The sequence below is a fragment of the Roseovarius sp. E0-M6 genome, from assembly GCF_037083845.1.
Lineage (GTDB): Bacteria > Pseudomonadota > Alphaproteobacteria > Rhodobacterales > Rhodobacteraceae > Roseovarius.
On sequence record NZ_JBAPLA010000009.1, the window covers coordinates 60548 to 74417 of the forward strand.

Annotated in this window: 14 protein-coding genes; 3 read left to right on the forward strand and 11 right to left on the reverse strand. The window is 63.4% G+C overall.

Features of this window, described 5'->3' with window-relative positions:
* Positions 1-54 precede the first annotated feature (54 nt).
* The 9 genes from ftsA to ftsW form a co-directional block, all read right to left on the reverse strand.
* Positions 55-1386, reverse strand: a complete 1332-nt coding sequence (gene ftsA, locus V8359_RS17680; protein WP_336430431.1) for a cell division protein FtsA — start codon at positions 1384-1386, stop codon at positions 55-57.
* Positions 1383-2258, reverse strand: coding sequence for a cell division protein FtsQ/DivIB (locus V8359_RS17685; RefSeq protein ID WP_336430432.1), 876 nt, complete (start codon positions 2256-2258; stop codon positions 1383-1385). Before V8359_RS17685 ends, ftsA begins: the two co-directional genes overlap by 4 nt.
* Positions 2246-3124, reverse strand: coding sequence for a D-alanine--D-alanine ligase (locus V8359_RS17690; protein WP_336430433.1), 879 nt, complete (start codon positions 3122-3124; stop codon positions 2246-2248). The genes V8359_RS17685 and V8359_RS17690 overlap by 13 nt, the downstream gene beginning before the upstream one ends.
* 114 nt (positions 3125-3238) lie before the next feature.
* Positions 3239-4195 (reverse strand): UDP-N-acetylmuramate dehydrogenase, encoded by a 957-nt coding sequence (murB, locus tag V8359_RS17695; protein WP_336430434.1) that lies wholly within the window; start codon positions 4193-4195, stop codon positions 3239-3241.
* Between the two features lie 67 nt (positions 4196-4262).
* The gene (locus V8359_RS17700) at positions 4263-4547 is read right to left on the reverse strand and encodes a hypothetical protein (protein WP_336430435.1); all 285 of its coding nucleotides are present in this window, start codon (positions 4545-4547) and stop codon (positions 4263-4265) included.
* An 11-nt stretch (positions 4548-4558) separates the two neighbouring features.
* On the reverse strand, positions 4559-4804 hold the full coding sequence (locus V8359_RS17705) for a DUF2484 family protein (protein WP_336430436.1): 246 nt from the start codon (positions 4802-4804) through the stop codon (positions 4559-4561).
* Positions 4801-6207: a UDP-N-acetylmuramate--L-alanine ligase gene (gene murC, locus V8359_RS17710; RefSeq protein ID WP_336430437.1), complete on the reverse strand. Its 1407-nt coding sequence runs from the start codon at positions 6205-6207 to the stop codon at positions 4801-4803. Before murC ends, V8359_RS17705 begins: the two co-directional genes overlap by 4 nt.
* Positions 6204-7310 carry a UDP-N-acetylglucosamine--N-acetylmuramyl-(pentapeptide) pyrophosphoryl-undecaprenol N-acetylglucosamine transferase gene (locus tag V8359_RS17715; protein WP_336430438.1) on the reverse strand — a complete coding sequence of 369 codons (1107 nt, stop codon included), beginning with the start codon at positions 7308-7310 and terminating at the stop codon, positions 6204-6206. The genes murC and V8359_RS17715 overlap by 4 nt, the downstream gene beginning before the upstream one ends.
* Complete coding sequence (gene ftsW, locus V8359_RS17720) at positions 7307-8473, reverse strand: putative lipid II flippase FtsW (RefSeq protein ID WP_336430439.1); 1167 nt, start codon at positions 8471-8473, stop codon at positions 7307-7309. The genes V8359_RS17715 and ftsW overlap by 4 nt, the downstream gene beginning before the upstream one ends.
* A 231-nt stretch (positions 8474-8704) precedes the next feature.
* Between ftsW and V8359_RS17725 the strand changes: the two genes are divergently transcribed.
* Complete coding sequence (locus V8359_RS17725; RefSeq protein WP_336430440.1) at positions 8705-9913, forward strand: NAD(P)/FAD-dependent oxidoreductase; 1209 nt, start codon at positions 8705-8707, stop codon at positions 9911-9913.
* Here the strand turns inward: V8359_RS17725 and map are convergent.
* On the reverse strand, positions 9895-10749 hold the full coding sequence (gene map, locus V8359_RS17730; protein ID WP_336430441.1) for a type I methionyl aminopeptidase: 855 nt from the start codon (positions 10747-10749) through the stop codon (positions 9895-9897). The two genes, V8359_RS17725 and map, sit on opposite strands and share 19 nt — an antisense overlap.
* Positions 10750-10937: 188 nt before the next feature.
* Here map and V8359_RS17735 point away from each other — a divergent pair, with 188 nt between their 5' ends.
* Both V8359_RS17735 and V8359_RS17740 read left to right on the forward strand, forming a co-directional pair.
* Positions 10938-11789 carry a mechanosensitive ion channel family protein gene (locus V8359_RS17735; RefSeq protein ID WP_336430442.1) on the forward strand — a complete coding sequence of 284 codons (852 nt, stop codon included), beginning with the start codon at positions 10938-10940 and terminating at the stop codon, positions 11787-11789.
* A gap of 102 nt (positions 11790-11891) precedes the next feature.
* On the forward strand, positions 11892-13067 hold the full coding sequence (locus V8359_RS17740; RefSeq protein WP_336430443.1) for an acyl-CoA dehydrogenase family protein: 1176 nt from the start codon (positions 11892-11894) through the stop codon (positions 13065-13067).
* Between the two features lie 52 nt (positions 13068-13119).
* On the opposite strand, the gene sfsA is transcribed toward V8359_RS17740, so the two are convergent.
* Positions 13120-13821 carry a DNA/RNA nuclease SfsA gene (sfsA, locus tag V8359_RS17745; RefSeq protein WP_336430444.1) on the reverse strand — a complete coding sequence of 234 codons (702 nt, stop codon included), beginning with the start codon at positions 13819-13821 and terminating at the stop codon, positions 13120-13122.
* Between the last annotated feature and the right edge of the window lie 49 nt (positions 13822-13870).

Sequence of the window (13870 nt, forward strand, 5' to 3'; positions counted from 1 at the left end):
GCCGCTTTTTCAGCGTTTTTCGCGGGATTTCGCCGATTGCACGACATGTTGCGTTTACCAGTTGTCCTTGAACCATTTGACTGCTCGCTTGAAGGACCGCGCGGGATAGCGGTCGACAGGAAGTTCGAAGTCCCACCATTCGTCCTGCGGGTTCGCCGCAAAGAGGCAAAGCCCCACCCCGCTGGCGAAGCCCGCACCGGTGGCGGCCTGCGGCAAGCCGTTCACTCGCATTGGTCGGCCAAGGCGCACCTGTTGGCCCAGAATGCGCGACGCGAGGCCGTCAAGGCCGGGTATCTGGCTTCCGCCGCCGGTGAGCACGATTTGCTGACTGGGCAGGTGATCGAATCCTGCGGCGTCAAGGCGGGCGCGGACCTCTTCGAGGATTTCCTCGACGCGTGGCCGCATGATGCCGATGAGTTCGGCACGGCTTACGGTGCGGCGGTCATGTTCGTAATCGCCCGTGTCGCCGCCGATCTCGATCATTTCCCGGTCGTCCATTCCAGTGGCCACGACACCGCCATAGAAGGTCTTGATCCGTTCGGCCGTCGCGGTGGGCACCGAAAGGCCCATCGAGATGTCGCCCGTGACATGATCGCCGCCCATGCGCACGCTGTCGGCATAGATCATGTGTTTCTTGATGAAGATCGAAATCCCCGCCGTGCCGCCGCCAAGGTCGACACAGGCGGCCCCCAGCTCCTGTTCATCCTCGACCAGCGAGGAAATGCCCGAGACATAGGACGAGGACGCGATCCCGGCGAGTTCCAGATCACAGCGTTTGACGCAGTGGGCCAGATTCTGAATCACCGCCGCATCGACGGTGAGCATGTGCATGTCGGTGGCCAGCGTCTGACCCAACTGACCCCGCGGGTCGATGAGGCCGGAGCGGTGATCGAGGGCGAAATTGACAGGCTGGGCGTGCAGCACCTCGCGGCCGGCGCCGTAATCGGGGACATCGCAGGCCGAAAGCACGCGGCTGATGTCATGTTCGGTGACGACGTGCCCCTCAAGATCGACCGAGCCGGCAAGACCGTAGGAGCGCGGCCCGGCACCAGAGAAACAGGCGATCACGTGATCGACCCGGATATTCGCCATCTTCTGTGCGGCCTGAACGGCGGTGCGGATGGCGCGCTCGGTTTCTTGCATGGCCGAGATTTCGCCGAAACGCACCCCGCGCGACCGGGTGGTTGCCGCACCTATGACGCGGAACCCCGCCTGCCCCGCCATGGAGCCGACGCCGTCAGCCTCAAGCCGGTCGGTTCCGTCGAACCGCAGCACAAGACAGGCGATCTTGGAGGTGCCCACGTCGAGCACCGCCACCACGCCCCGTTGCATCGCTGCCTTGCGCATGTTGCGCATGGCTCTTTGGGTTTCATACAACTCGATCATTCTTCGCTCACCCCTGCACTCGAATTACGCACCTGCCACCATGCTTTCACGGCGCGCTCTCTCATTCTGATGGCGGGCCGTTCGGCCAACCGCATGTCCACGACCGCGATATCGCGTTCGAGCATGTCCTGTGTCTGATCCAGCACGATCACGCGCTCGAGCGCGCGCACCGGCGCGGTCTCTGGCAAAAGGATGCGTTGATCGCGGTCAAGCACCACGTCCCAGCGGCGCTCTCCGCGGCGCACGAACCCCAGCACCCGCCCCGCGAGCGGCCCGGCTGCGGTATCGAGTGCGAGCACCTGAGGCACGTGGTTCTCGGCGCCCTCGCCCGTCAGCAACGGCAGGTCCATGAAATCCGACAGCGCCTTGACCTCGGCGATGGCCACGCCTTCGGCGTCGATCACGCTAAGCCCTTCGCGGGTGCGCAGAATGGCGGCGGGTGCGCGCTCGGTCACGGTGAGTTCCAGCACGCCGCCCTGACGCAGCCGGACCGCCGCGGCCTTGACGGCGGGTAGCCCCTCGATCGTGCGCCTGAGGTCATCAAGGTCGATGTCAAATGAACTGGCCGGAAGCGGCACCGGGAAAATATCGCGGATACCGGTGGCCACGTCGTCGCTGGCGCCTTGGATGGAGAGCAGGCGCACCATGAATTCCGGGCGCTCCTCGATCTGCTTGCGGATGTCGGCGGCGGACTGCATGACCTTTTGCTGCACCGCCGGGTCCGACAGCCAGAAGCTTGCCGCCATGAAAGTAAGACCGAAGGGCAACCCCACGCGCAGCAACCGCCGGAACAGCGGCGTCAGCATCAGGCGCTGCATGCGGTAATTAAGCCGTGACGGCGCGGGATCGCTGCGTGGCTTTACCTGTCGCATGACGCATCCTCCACGATCCAGCGACAGAAGGCGCCGAAGCTCATGCCGACCGCCCGTGCCTGTTCGGGGCTGAGCGATGTGGGCGTCATGCCGGGCTGTGTGTTCGTCTCAAGCAAGATAAGGCCATCGAGACCGCGCTCCTCATCCCAGCGGAAATCTGTCCGGCTGATGCCGCGACACCCAAGCACATCGTGGGCACGTTGCGCATATGCCATGCAGGCATCGAAAATTTCCCGCGGAACATCCGCAGGCACCACGTGGCGCGAGCCACCTTCGGAGTATTTCGCGTGATAGTCATACCAGCCATCGGTGATGATATCCGTCACGGTGAGCGCGCGGTCGCCCATGACCGTCGTCGTCAGTTCACGCCCCGGCGCATACGCCTCGACCATGACCGTATCAGGCATGTCGGGGGCAAGTGTCGGCGGGCCGTTGGCCGTATCCTGCACGATGTAGACACCGACGGAGGAGCCTTCGTTGAAGGGTTTGACCACGTAAGGGGGCGACATCATATGCGCGGCTTCGACCGAGGCTTTGTCGGCCAGAATGCTTTGCACGGAGGGCAGGCCAGCCATCGCATAGACATCCTTGCACCGCTGCTTGTCCATCGCGAGGGAGGACGACAGAACGCCGGAATGGGTGTAAGGAATCCGCAGCCACTCAAGAAGCCCTTGGACGCAGCCATCTTCGCCCCAGCGGCCATGCAGCGCGTTAAAGACCACATCGGGAGAAATATCGCCGAGACGCGCAGTGAGGTCGCGGCCGGCATCGACCTCGACCACCTCGAATCCTTCTTCCCGCAATGCGGCGGCGCATTCGCGTCCACTAGACATGGACACTTCGCGTTCGGCCGAAGGTCCACCCATGATAACCGCCACTTTGGGGGTGCTGCTGCTCGCGTGACCCACCTTGTGCCTCAATGTCCCGGGCCGTTCAGCGACCCTGAATTATCGTTCATGGACCGTAATCGGCCCTTGTTTTTATGGTTGACCCGAAGGGCCCTGACTGCCTTTGTCCGGGGTCGGTTCGCCGACCCTCATGATTTCCCAGTGTAACTCTATTCCACTGGTTTGGAAAACCTTTTTTCGCACCTCTTCACCGAGTCCTTCGAGGTCGGCGGCGCTGGCTGTGCCGGTGTTGACGAGGAAGTTCGGATGTTTCGGGCTCATTTGCGCGCCGCCGCGTGTGGCGCCGCGCATCCCCGCCTCGTCGATGACCTTCCACGCCTTGAGCTCATGGGTGTCATCGGCGCGCCCGGTGCTGGAAAATCCCGCCGGGTTGCGGAAGGTCGAGCCGGCGGTGCGATCCTTGGTCGGCTGCGTCTCGTCGCGTTTGGCCAGTTGCACGGTCATGCGTTCGTGCAGGGCCTCGGGCGCGGCGCGGGGCGCCTCAAAGGTGGCGCGGGTGATGACGCACCCCTCGGGCAGGTCGGTCTGACGATAGCGGAAATCAAGATCGGAGGCGGTGAGCGTCACCACCTTGCCCGTGCGCGTCACCGCCTGCGCCTCGACGAAATGGTCGGCGGTGTAGGTGCCGTAACAGCCCGCATTCATCCGCACGGCACCACCGATGGCACCGGGGATGGTGCGCAGGAAGGTCAGGTCGAGACCGGCATCCGCGGCTTTGCGCGCCACATGGGCATCGAGTGCCGCCGCGCCGGCGGTGACGCGCGTGCCGTTGATCTCGATCCCGTTGAAGCCACGCCCAAGGCGGATCACCACCGCCCGCAGGCCGCCATCACGCACGATGAGGTTCGAGCCGACGCCCATGGGAAAGACAGTGATACCCGGGTCGAGCGCACGCAGAAACGCCGCGAGATCATCGAGATCGGCAGGCTGAAACAGCCAGTCCGCCGCGCCCCCGACGCGCAGCCAGGTCAGATCGCCAAGTGGGTGATCGGGGGTAAGCTTGCCGCGCGTGTCGGGCATGGTGGGCATGGGGGCTGCCTTCGGGTTCGGGACGTTCCGTCACGCTTAGCGCAGTCGCGGGTGAAAGGGAATCCCCCTACCGGTGCCAGAGGCACCCGACGATCATGCCCAGCCCGGCGCCAAGCAGGCCCGCAGGATAAATCAGCGCAAGGAACGGATAAAAGGCGGAGGGCACCCAGCCCAAGAACATCAGCGCCCACATGCCTATAAGGAGCGCCAGCGCCGCACCCCAGTTCAGGAGCAGGTGCAGGATGTCGCCAAATTCGGATTCGGTGAACATGATCCAGACGCCCGCCCCGAAGGCGATCAACGCACCCACACCCCAGAGCGCCACTTCTCCAAGCCAGATGGTTTCGCCCATCGCGTGGCCCCTCAGGTGAGCCTGTTGCGGAGCCAACGGCCAAGATAGATCACCGGCCAGCGGAGCATGCTCATACCCGCCGCCAGCACCAGAAGCCCGATCCATGGCCCGTTTTCATAAGTGACGTAGCCAATGAGCGGGATGCCGACGGCGATCAGAAAATAGGCCGCGCGCCAGTAATTGTCGCGACTTGGCAGCATGGCCAGCACATTGGCAAAAAGCACCCAAAGACAGGCGAGAATGAGCGAGACCGTCATGCCGCCGCCTCGCGCAGCCTGTCGGGCAAAGCGTTCGCCCATGTGCTGATCGTGCCGGCGCCGAGGCAGACCACGAGATCACCCGGCCCCGCCTCTTCGCGCACCATCCGGGCGAGACCATCCTCGCCGCTGAGGGCAAGGGCGCGGCGGTGTCCGTGCCGCGTGAGACCGGCGACGAGGTCATCGCGGCTGGCGCCTTCGATCGGGTCTTCGCCCGCGGCATAGACCGGGGCGATTGCCACCACGTCGGCCTCGATGAAGCAGGCGCAAAATTCTTCGAAATGGTGACTGAGGCGGGTAAAGCGGTGCGGTTGATGAATCGCGATGACGCGGCCTTCGGTCGCGTGGCGCGCGGCCTTGAGCACCGCTGCGATCTCGGTCGGGTGGTGGCCGTAGTCGTCAATTATCGTGACGCCATCGACCTCGTCCACCCGGGTGAAACGGCGATTGACCCCACCGAACTCGGCAAGTGCCTCACGGATTTCATCACGCCGCATGCCAAGATGGCGCGCGACGCCCACGGCGGCCAGCGCGTTCGAGACGTTGTGATCTCCGGGCATCGGCAGCACGCAGCCGTCGATGCGCTGCCCCTCGGCCTGAAGGATGATGTCGAAATGCGCCTTTCCGGCCTCGTAACTGAGGTTCACAGCTCGGATGTCGGCCTGCGCGTTGAACCCGTAGGTCACGACGCGGCGGTCGGTGATCTTGCCCACCAAGGTCTGAACATTCACGTCATCGGTGCAGCAGACCGCGAGACCATAGAACGGGATGTTCGAGACGAAATCATAAAAGCCGCGATGCAGGTTTTCCTCGGTTCCCCAGTGTTCCATATGCTCGGGGTCGATATTGGTGACGATGGCCACGGTCGCGGGCAGACGGTTGAAGGTGCCGTCGCTTTCATCGGCCTCGACCACCATCCATTCGCCGCCGCCGGTGCGCGCGTTGGACCCATAAGCGTGAATGATGCCGCCGTTGATGACGGTGGGGTCGAATTTCCCATGATCAAGAAGCGCCGCGACCATGGTGGTTGTCGTGGTCTTGCCATGGGTGCCCGCCACCGCGACGTTGTATTTCAGGCGCATCAGCTCGGCCAGCATTTCGGCGCGGCGCACGATCGGCAAGCCGCGGGCGCGGGCGGCGTCAAGCTCGGGGTTGCCGGGTTTGATCGCCGACGAGATCACCACCACCTCGGCCTCGTCTATGTTGCGCGCGCTCTGTCCCTCGAAGATGAGCGCGCCATTCTGGGCAAGGCGGTCGGTCATCGGCGTGCGCCGGATATCGGAGCCCTGAACCACATAGCCATGATCAAGCAGCACCTCGGCGATGCCGGACATGCCGATGCCTCCGATGCCGACAAAGTGGATCGGGCCCACGTCTCCGGGCAGTTTCGTCGCGGCGTTCATTCAGACGTCCCTTTCGCGGCAAGGGTTTCGACAAGTGCGGCCAGTCGGTCGGTCGCATCGGGCATCGCGCAAGAGAGAGCGGCGCGGGCCATCTGCGCGGCACCGTCGGGATTGTCCAGCACGCGCGCGATCTCGGCGGTCATCACCTCGACGCTGAGCGCGGATTCCGGGATGCGGATGGTGCCCCCCGCCTCGGTCAGCGCGCGGGCATTCGCGGTCTGGTGATCGCCGGTGGCAGCCGCGTAGGGCACCATGATCGAGGGGCGCCCGATGACCGAGATATCGGCCACCGAAGAGGCCCCTGCCCGGCTGATGACCAACTGCGCCTCGGAAATGCGGCGAGGCACGTCGCGGAAGAACGGCTCGACATCCGCGACGATGCCGTTGTCGGCATAGACCTGTGCCACCCGTGCGCCGTCCTCGTCCCGGGCCTGATGACTGACGCGGATGTTGCGCAGGATATGCGCCGGCAATGCGGCAATGGCGGGCGGCACCACGTCGGACATGATGCGCGCGCCCTGAGAGCCGCCCATCACGACGATCGACATCGGATAGTCACCGGGTGGGATATAACCCGCGCCGGCGCGTTCGATCACAGCCGCGCGCACCGGGTTGCCGACATGGGTAGCGCTGATCCCGCCGGGCATATCGGTCGGCCATGTGCCGCAGGCGACAGTATCCACGCGCTTGGCGAAAATGCGGTTCACGCGGCCCAGCACACCGTTTTGTTCATGCACCATCGACGGCACCCGGAGCAGGCGCGCGGCCGACAGCGCCGGGATGCTGGGATAACCGCCGAAGCCCACCACGACATCCGGCCGGTCGCGCATCATGCCCCAGGTTGCGGCCAGCGCCCCGCCCGCGATGCGACCCGGCACGAGCGCCTTGGCCACAAGACCACCGCGCGCGAACGTGGCCGAGCGGATCTGCTCGATCTCGACCGAATGCGGAAAGCCGCCGGTATAGCGCGCGCCGCGCGCATCGGTCGAGAGCTTCACCCGCCAGCCTTTGCGCAGCATGTGTTCGGCCAGCGACTGAGCGGGGAACATATGACCGCCGGTGCCGCCCGCGGCCATCACCAGAAGAGGAGTGCCTTCGGTCATCGCAGCCGTCCGCGCAGGATGTCGCGGATTTCGCCCTGTGGGCGCGAGCGGGTGAAGGCGAAAAGCATACCGACCGCGATGCCCCCCGCGATAAGCGACGAGCCGCCATAGCTGACGAAGGGAAGCGTCATGCCCTTGGCCGGCAGGAGCCGCACGGCAACACCCATGTTGATCATCGCCTGCACGCCGAACATCGCGGCAAGGCCGGTGCCCGCAAGGCGGATGAAGGGATCGCGTTCGCGCATGAGCCGCACCAGCGAGCGCACGACGATCATGCAGTAGACCGCGATAATCGCCAGCACGAGCACGAGGCCGTATTCCTCGGCCGCGACCGCGATGATGAAATCCGTATGCGCGTCGGGCAGCGACCATTTCACCGTGCCCTCGCCCACACCGACACCAAAGAAACCACCCTCGCGGATGGCGTTGGTGGCAAAGCCAAGCTGCGTGGTGGGATCGACCTCGGGGCTGAGAAAGCCATCGATGCGGCGGGCGAAATGTTCGGAGTTGGCATAGGCGACTGTGCCTGCGATCACCACCGCACCGGCCATGCCCAACAGGAGCATGATGGGGGCGCCTGCCACGAAATACATCACACCCCATCCAAAGAGCACCAGCGCCGCCTGACCGAAATCGGGCTGCATGGCAAGGAACGCCACGATCAGCAGCGCAAGGCAGAACGACATCATGAGGCCCGGCGGGCCGTTGATCTCGCGGCTGGCGGCGATCATCCATGCGGCGACCACCACAAAGCCCGGCTTGAGAAACTCAGAGGGCTGTATGCTGGCGAAGCCGAGGCTGTACCAGCGCACCGCGCCCTTGCCAAAATCGGTGCCCATGAAGGGCAGCATGACAAGCGCGCCAAGCGCCACGACAAAACCCAGCACGGCCAGCCGCCGCACGAGTGTCGGACTCATCATCGAGGTCAGGATCATCGCGATCATCGCGAGACCGCCGAAAAACATCTGGCGCTGAACGTAATGAAACGGCTGAAATCCGTTCTTTTCGGCCAGCGGCGGCGACGCCGCAAAACCAAGGAGCAATCCGATGCCGAACAGGATCAGCACCCCGGATATTGCCCATCTGTCGATCGTCCGCCACCATTTGGGGAGGATCGGTTCGCCGTCCCGCAGGGGGACCGCCCCATACACCATCTCTGTCATGACACCGCCACGTCTGCCTCGTTGATGTCCCGTTTGCGGGATCTTGAGAGCAGTCTAGCAGGTTGTGTGCCTCCTGCAAAGCGCCAGCAAGGCCATGAACCACGCCATCGGCGGACTTATTCATGGTTTTTATGCGCTGCGGCCCCGGATCGGCCCCGAGGGCTGTGGTTCCGACGGACACCTGACAAAGCCGGGTTGACCGGCCTCCGGGTTTGCGGCAACCGCTGCTGCATGGAATTCGACACGCTCATACTGGGAGCCGGGGCCGCCGGGATGATGTGCGCGGCGCATGCGGGGGGCCGTGTCCTATGCGTCGATCACGCGCGCGCACCGGGCGAGAAGATCCGCATTTCGGGTGGCGGGCGGTGCAATTTCACCAATCTTTACTGTGACCCCGAGGCCTTCTTGTCGGGCAATCCGCATTTCTGCAAATCCGCGCTCAGCCGCTATAGCCAATGGGACTTCATCGACCTTGTGGATCGGCACGGTATCGCGTGGCATGAAAAGACGCTTGGCCAGCTTTTCTGTGACGGTTCGGCGCGCGAGATCATTGCGATGCTTCGGAGCCTGATGGACGCGGCAGGGGCCGAACTCTGGCTTGGGACAGAAATCCGCGAGGTGACGCGGCGAGACGGGATGTTTCACGCGACGCTACACCGCGAGGGACGGACCGAAACGGTGCGGGCCCGGCAGCTTGTTCTGGCGACGGGTGGCAAATCCATTCCCAAGATGGGCGCGACTGGCCTTGCTTATGATCTGGCGCGGCACTTCGGGCTGAACGTGACGGAAACGCGGCCCGGGCTGGTGCCGTTCACATTTTCCGACAAGCGGTTTGCGCCACTTTCGGGGGTGGCGGTGCCCGCGCGGGCCAGTGCCGGCGCCGGCGCGTTCGAGGAAGCGGTGCTATTCACGCATCGCGGACTTTCGGGGCCGGCCATGCTTCAGATATCGTCCTATTGGCGCGAGGGGGAGGAGATCGTGATCGACCTTGCCCCGGATGGCGGCCTATTCGAGGCGTTGCGCGCCGCGCGGGCAGACACAGGCCGCGTGAAGCTTAAGACCGAGCTTGCCCGGCATCTTCCCCAGCGGCTTGTCGACGCTCTTCCCGAAATGGTCGGGGGCAGTGTTGTTGGCAACCTTGGCGACCAGAGCGACGCAGCCCTTCAAACGCTTGTCGCGCAACTCAGGGACTGGCGGCTCAAACCGGCGGGCACCGAAGGATACCGCACCGCCGAGGTGACGCTGGGCGGGGTGGATACGGACGGGCTGTCGTCACAGACGATGGAGGCCCGGGGCTGTGCCGGGCTTTATGTTATCGGTGAGGCCGTGGATGTGACCGGCTGGCTGGGCGGCTACAACTTTCAATGGGCGTGGGCCTCGGGGATGGCCGCAGCCCGCGCCATCAAAGCCGGTGCCGCATCTCAGTCCCAGGTGGGATGAAACTTCGCGTCCGGGGACAATGTGAAAATCTCACAGCCATCCGCGGTTACGCCAATCGAATGTTCGAACTGCGCCGAGAGGGATTTGTCGCGGGTGACCGCGGTCCATTCATCCGAGAGCACCTTGGTTTCCGGGCGGCCGAGATTGACCATGGGTTCGATCGTGAAGAACATCCCCTCTTCAAGCACCGGGCCACTACCGGGGCGGCCATAGTGCAGAACATTGGGCGGGGCATGAAACACACGGCCCAGACCGTGACCGCAGAAATCGCGCACCACCGACATGCGGCGTTCCTCGACATAGGTTTGGATGGCATGACCGATATCCCCGAAGGTGTTGCCGGGCCTGACCGCCTCGATCCCGGTCATCAATGCATCGTGGGTGACGTCAATCAGCTTTTCGGCATAGGGCTTGGGCTTGCCAGCGACATACATGCGGCTGGTGTCTCCATACCATCCATCCACGATGACGGTGACATCGACGTTGAGGATGTCGCCGTCGCGCAGGGTGTCGTCGTCGCGGCGCCCGGTGTCATTTTTCCATTTGCGAATCTTGTCCCCGGGAATGCCATGGCACACGACATGGTTCACACTGATGCAGGAGGCGTGCTGATACCCCTTGTAGCCGATCGTGGCGGATTTCGCGCCCGCCGCCTCGATCCGGTCCTCGATCAGTTGATCTATGGCCGATGTCGTCTGACCTACGTGGACGTTCCGGCCCACCGCATCAAGGATTTCGGCCGCCAGATGGCCGGCTTTGTGCATACCCTTGAAATCCGCCGTTTCGTGTATGCGTATCCCGTCGCGGGTCAATCTGCCACGGTGCTGATCGTTCATGCGGCGCCTCGTTCTGAAATCTGGTGGTCATTTGGCATGATGGACCTCTATCTAGGGGCAAATTCCCTGAAGGGCCAGAGGGGGATCGTCAATTCCCCTTGATCACGCCCCCGGAGCAGGCGTAACCGGCGGCACGATTAAACCATGACATGACGCCGCACGGAAATGCAAAGGAGCTTGTAGGGAAAATGGACAGACTGAAGGACCTGCTACAGACAGAAATCTACAATGAACAGTCGCTGGGCGATCTTGTGACACTCGAGATCGTGACCTCGCTGCTTGGGAATGTGGTCACCGCGCTTGTGATCCTCCTTTTGGGGTTCCTGATCTCAGGCTGGGTCAAGCGGCGCATTCTGGCATTGAGAGGGCGCAACAGGCGGCTGGATGAGACGCTGTTTCAGTTTCTCGGTGATATCGCGCGATACACCATTCTGGTCTTCACCTTCCTGTTCGTCCTGAACACGTTCGGCGTTGAAACCACGTCGATCATCGCGGCGATCGGTGCCGTGGGTCTGGCCATCGGTCTGGCGCTTCAGGGGACATTGTCGAACGTGGCCGCCGGTGTGATGATCATTCTGTTCCGCCCTTTCAAGATGGGCGATTTCATTGCAGTGAACGGCGAGATGGGCACGGTCAAGGACATCACCCTCAACGTGACCGAGCTGGCCAATATGGGCAACGTGCAGACGATCATTCCCAATTCGCAGGTCTGGGGCAACACGATCACCAACTATTCGACCTATGAGCTGCGCCGCGCGGAATGGACCTTCGGTGTTGGCTACGGTGTCGATCTGGGTCGGGCCGAAAAGGTCATACGCGAAACACTCATGAGCGACGAGCGCGCGCTGCACGAACCAGAACCGTTCATACAGGTCAACAACCTCGGGGACTTCTCGGTCGATTTCCTCGCGCGGGTCTGGGTTAGTTCCGCGGATTACTTTCAATATCAGGCCGATATGAAACGGGCGGTCAAAGAGGCTCTGGATGCCGCCGACCTCGACATTCCGTTCCCCACCCGGACCATCGTAAGCGCGGCATAAGCCCGCAGAGCCCCCGGGGAGGGCAATTTCAGCTTTCCCCGGACTCAAATGTCTGACAATTCTATCAGCACAGAGTGTCACGACAATTTGAAGGGGTCCACGATGGCCGATATCGACAGCATCCTGAGCGCCGCGCGACAGCATTGCGTGGAAGAGATCGTTCCCAATGTTCACGCATGGAATGACGCGGCGAAATGGCCGCGCGCAGCCTCGGACAAGGCGGGCGAGTTGGGATTGACCGGGCTTTACGCGCCCGAGGCGTTCGGCGGTCAGGGCCTGCCGCTCGGAGAAGGTATCCGCGTCTACGAGGAACTTGGACAGGGGGACGGCGCTTATGCGTTCGCGCTTTCGATGCACAACATCTGCACCTTCGCGGGCTGTGGATACGGCACCGACGCCTTCAAGGAGGCGTGGGCGCGTGATTTGACGTCAGGGCGCAAACTGGCCAATTTCGCTCTGACCGAACCGCAATCGGGATCGGACCCGATGAACATGCAAAGCCAGGCCACGATCAACGGCGATGGCACATGGACCATCAGCGGCGCGAAAGCGTGGGTCAGCCTTGCCACCGAGGCCGATATCTATTTCACCGTGGTCAAGACGAGCGACGCGCCCGGCCACAAGGACATGGCGATGATCGCCATCCCGGCGGATGCCGAAGGGCTGAGCTTTGGGCCGCTTTACGATACGCCGTCCTACCGCTTTCTGCCGATGGGCGAGATGTACATGGACAAGGTGGTGGTCAGCGAGGACAACATCATCCTGCCGCCCGGTCAGGGCCTTCAGGGTTCGCTCATGGCGATCGACATCGCACGGGTTTCCATCGCGTCGGGTTGTTGCGGCCTGATGCAAACCGCGCTTGACGTGGCGCTGGCCTATACCGGCAACCGCAAGATGTTCGGCGGCACCGCGCTTGATCAGGACGGGATGCAATGGATGCTGGGCGAGGTCGCGACCGACCTTGAGGCCTCTCGGCTGCTTTATCGTGCGGCGGCCAACGCGCTTGGCACGCCCGAGGGCCCGGTGATGGCGGCGCACGCGAAACGCTTTGTGCCGGATGCGGCGGTGAAGGCGGCGAACACCTGCACGCAGGCATTGGGCGGCATGGGGCTTTTGCGGTCCTATGACATGGACCGGCTGTCGCGGCTGGCCCAGATGCTGAGGATCGTGGATGGCACCACCGAAATCAGCCGCGTTGTGATCGGTCGCAGCCTGAAGAAGCGTGCCGCCGACCTGCCGGTGCCGCCGATTCCGAAAGGGTTCGGTGAGGCCGGCTGAGCCGAAGACCTGAAACACTCTCCGCGCGAGGCGGCGCGGGGAGTGCGCGTGTTTACCGCAACGGAAGGGCGCGGCCGATCTCGATCTCCCGCGGGGTGATCGTGCAGCCATAAGCCAGAACCTCGACCCCGGCGAGCCGCGCCATGAGAACGGCCTCGGCATAGGCGGGGTCAATATCGGCGGCGACGGTCACGACCGTGCAATCTGTGCGCTGAACGAGGTAAAGAAGAACGGCGCGATGCCCTGCCTTTGCCATCTCGGCCAGTTCGCCCAGATGCCGTGTGCCCCGCGCGGTCACACTGTCTGGAAATTCCGCGCGCCCCGCTTCGCGCGAGAGGGTGACAGACTTCACCTCGACATAAGCGTCGGGCAGGCCCTCCTGCTTGAGGAGGAAGTCGATCCGGCTTCCCGTGCCATAGCTCTGTTCGGGCAGGACCGTTTCATAGGCCGCAAGCTCGTCTATCTCGCGGTTTACCAGCGCCTCGCGCAGGGCCCGGTTGGGAACGGACGTATCCACGCCGGTGAAATGCCCATTGCCATGATCGACCAGCCGCCAGCCGTATTTGAGCTTTTTCTTCGGATCGTCGTTGGGTTCGACCCAGATGCGCGCGCCGGGTTCGGCCAATCCGGTCATCGCGCCGGGGTTGGCGCAATGGGCCGTGACCTCGCGCCCGTCTTCAAGCCGGATGTCGGCGAGGAACCGTTTGTAGCGGCGGATGAGGGTGGCAGGCACAAGATCGGTTTGAAAGCGCATGATGTGCGGCCTATACCCTTGACACGACGCAATCAAGACGAGGCCGTTC

Coding starts and splice junctions, on each gene's coding strand:
- sfsA (WP_336430444.1), bottom strand. CDS start 13,821: ATGCGCTTTCAAACCGATCTTGTGCCTGCCACCCTCATCCGCCGCTAC.
- ftsW (WP_336430439.1), bottom strand. CDS start 8,473: ATGACAGAGATGGTGTATGGGGCGGTCCCCCTGCGGGACGGCGAACCG.
- murB (WP_336430434.1), bottom strand. CDS start 4,195: ATGCCCACCATGCCCGACACGCGCGGCAAGCTTACCCCCGATCACCCA.
- map (WP_336430441.1), bottom strand. CDS start 10,749: ATGAACGATCAGCACCGTGGCAGATTGACCCGCGACGGGATACGCATA.
- V8359_RS17685 (WP_336430432.1), bottom strand. CDS start 2,258: ATGCGACAGGTAAAGCCACGCAGCGATCCCGCGCCGTCACGGCTTAAT.
- V8359_RS17700 (WP_336430435.1), bottom strand. CDS start 4,547: ATGGGCGAAACCATCTGGCTTGGAGAAGTGGCGCTCTGGGGTGTGGGT.
- ftsA (WP_336430431.1), bottom strand. CDS start 1,386: ATGATCGAGTTGTATGAAACCCAAAGAGCCATGCGCAACATGCGCAAG.
- murC (WP_336430437.1), bottom strand. CDS start 6,207: ATGAACGCCGCGACGAAACTGCCCGGAGACGTGGGCCCGATCCACTTT.
- V8359_RS17715 (WP_336430438.1), bottom strand. CDS start 7,310: ATGACCGAAGGCACTCCTCTTCTGGTGATGGCCGCGGGCGGCACCGGC.
- V8359_RS17705 (WP_336430436.1), bottom strand. CDS start 4,804: ATGACGGTCTCGCTCATTCTCGCCTGTCTTTGGGTGCTTTTTGCCAAT.
- V8359_RS17740 (WP_336430443.1), top strand. CDS start 11,892: ATGGCCGATATCGACAGCATCCTGAGCGCCGCGCGACAGCATTGCGTG.
- V8359_RS17725 (WP_336430440.1), top strand. CDS start 8,705: ATGGAATTCGACACGCTCATACTGGGAGCCGGGGCCGCCGGGATGATG.
- V8359_RS17735 (WP_336430442.1), top strand. CDS start 10,938: ATGGACAGACTGAAGGACCTGCTACAGACAGAAATCTACAATGAACAG.
- V8359_RS17690 (WP_336430433.1), bottom strand. CDS start 3,124: ATGGGTGGACCTTCGGCCGAACGCGAAGTGTCCATGTCTAGTGGACGC.